This is a genomic window from Protofrankia sp. CiP1_Cm_nod4 (assembly GCF_982290645.1).
On record NZ_CEVIVC010000058.1, the window covers coordinates 1 to 2,776 of the forward strand.

Annotated in this window: 2 protein-coding genes; both read left to right on the forward strand. The window is 71.4% G+C overall.

The features are described 5' to 3' along the window. Nucleotides 1–207 precede the first annotated feature (207 nt). The gene (gene cimA / locus AC5LSR_RS12975) at nucleotides 208–1,806 is read left to right on the forward strand and encodes a citramalate synthase (RefSeq protein ID WP_250283399.1); all 1,599 of its coding nucleotides are present in this window, start codon (nucleotides 208–210) and stop codon (nucleotides 1,804–1,806) included. A gap of 246 nt (nucleotides 1,807–2,052) precedes the next feature. Next, nucleotides 2,053–2,776: SEFIR domain-containing protein (locus AC5LSR_RS12980; RefSeq protein WP_493468500.1), on the forward strand; the 724-nt coding region annotated here is incomplete at its 3' end.

Sequence of the window (2,776 nt, forward strand, 5' to 3'; positions counted from 1 at the left end):
GTCGGGGGCTGGGGGAGTACGGGCTTCTGGGCGGGTGGCGACGTACAGTGGGCAGTCGGCGGTGAACCCGCCATCGTCGCGCGTGCCGGCTGCCCACCCACGCCGCCGGGCGCGTGACACCCCTCGGATCCACAGGCCTGTGATCCACAGGCTGTGATCCGCGGGGGACCGACGACCCGCAGGTGATCCGCAGCTGAGAGGCACGCCGTGCAGCCAGACGATCCCGACTCCTTTCACGTCTATGACACGACGTTGCGTGACGGGACCCAGCAGGAGGGGCTGTCGCTGTCGGTCGGCGACAAGATCGCGGTAGCTCGGCACCTCGACGAGATCGGGGTCGGCTTCATCGAGGGCGGCTGGCCCGGGTCGAACCCGAAGGACGCCGAGTTCTTCCACCGCGCCCGCACCGAGCTGCGGCTGGAGCACGCCCTGCTCACCGCCTTCGGCGCGACCCGCCGGGCCCGCGCCACCGCCGCCGACGACCCGCAGGTCGCCGCCCTGCGGGAGGCCGGCACGGCCGTCGTCTGCCTGGTGGCGAAGTCCGACCGCCGGCACGTCGAGCGTGCCCTGCGCACCACCCCCGTCGAGAACCTGGCGATGATCCGCGACACCGTGGCGCATCTGCGCGCCGAGGGCAAGCGGGTGTTCGTCGACGCGGAGCACTTCTTCGACGGCTACCGCGCCGACGCCGACTACGCCCTCGAGGTGGTCCGGGTGGCCGCCGAGGCCGGCGCCGAGGTCGTGGTCCTCTGCGACACCAACGGCGGGATGCTGCCGACGCGTATCGGCGACGTCGTCTCCGCCGTCCGCGGCCGCACCGGCGCCCGGCTGGGCATCCACTGCCACGACGACACCGCCTGCGCGGTCGCGAACACGCTGGTCGCGGTCGAGGCCGGCGTCACCCACGTCCAGGGCACCGCCAACGGCTACGGCGAGCGCTGCGGCAACGCGGACCTGTTCAGCGTCGTCGCCGGGCTGGAGACCAAGCTCGGCCGCCGGGTGCTGCCCCCGGGCAGGCTGCGCGAGCTGGTCCGGGTGTCGCACGCCATCGACGAGATCACCAACTCCGCGCCGGACACCCACCGCGCCTACGTCGGCGCGAGCGCGTTCGCCCACAAGGCCGGCCTGCACGCCAGCGCCGTCAAGATCGATCCGGACATGTACCAGCACATCGACCCCGCCGAGGTCGGCAACGACATGCGGATGCTGGTCTCGGAGCTCGCCGGCCGGGCCACCATCGAGCTCAAGGGCCGGGAGCTGGGCCTGGACCTCTCCGGCCAGCGCGAGGCGCTGGGGAGGGTCGTCGACCTGGTCAAGGAGCGGGAGGCGGCCGGCTACACCTACGAGGCCGCGGAGGCGTCGTTCGAGCTGCTGCTGCGCGACGAGACCGAAGGCCCCCGGCGGTTCTTCACCCTCGAGTCGTGGCGTGTGATCGTCGAACGGCGGCCGGACGGTGAGGTCATCAGCGAAGCGACCGTCAAACTCGTCCTGAACGGTGTGCGGCAGGTGTCCACGGCCGAGGGCAACGGCCCGGTCAACGCCCTCGACCGGGCCCTGCGCGAAGCCCTGGAGAAGGGCTACCCGGGCCTTGCCGACCTCGACCTGGTCGACTACAAGGTGCGCATCCTCGACGGCAGGTCCGGCACCGGCGCGGTGACCCGCGTCCTGGTCGGCACCAGCGACGGCCGCGACCGCTGGGACACCGTCGGCGTCGACGAGAACATCATCGCCGCCTCCTGGGAAGCCCTCCAGGACGCCGTCACCTACGGCCTGCACCGCCAGGGCGAACAGATCATTCCCAAGTAGCCGTTTCACGGCGCTTCGGGGTGACTGGCAACGTCCGGGGCGACTGGCAGCAGCGCATCATCAGCGCATTATCAGTCCCGATGTCAGCATATGAATGACTTGTTCATCTTTTATCTGAACTGACCGTTTTCCGTATCGGTGAGAGGGCTGTCACCGAAGCGCGCTTATGATTCCCGTTGTACGGCGACGGCGGGGGGACGGCGTGAGGGACAGCGCAGGCAGCGGTGCCGGTATGGTGATGTTCCGGTGACGGATCGTCCGCCGCGGGTGTTTCTCTCCTATGCCCACGAGTCGCCCGAGCACGAGAACGCCGTCCGCGATCTGTGGATCTTCCTGCGGTCGCGGGAGATCGACGCGAAGCTCGACCTGCCGGCGAACGAGCGCCGGCAGGACTGGCCGTTGTGGATGCTGGCCGAGGTCCGCGCGTCCGACCATGTGCTGGTCATCGCTTCGCCGGAGTACCGCCGCCGCAGTGAGGGCCAGGCCGCCGCGGACGACGGCCGTGGGGTGCAGTTCGAGGCGGCGCTGATCCGCGACGAGCTGTACCGCGACCGGACGGCCGGGCTGGCGAAGTTCCTGCCGGTACTGCTGCCGGGCCGCACGGCCGAGGACGTCCCGGCCTTCCTCGGCCCGTACTCGACGACCCACTACGCGATCAGGGGGATCTCCGACGCCGATGCCGGGATGGAACGGCTGCTGCGCGTCCTGACCGGCCAGCCGTTCGAGATCGAACCGCCGCTGGTGCCCGGGACCCGCCCGCTCCTGCCGCCCCGGGACGTGCGCCCGCCCGCGCCGGCACCGCGCGCGCCCGAGCCAGCCGCCGCTTCGGTGCCGGGCACCGCTTCGGGGTCAGGCAGGGCTTCGGTGCCGGGTGGCGCTTCGGCGCTGTCGCGGCCGGCTCCGCTCTCCCACGAGCTGGTGCTGCACGTACGCCTGGAGGCCGGACGGCTCACGGCGCGGGCAGCGCTGT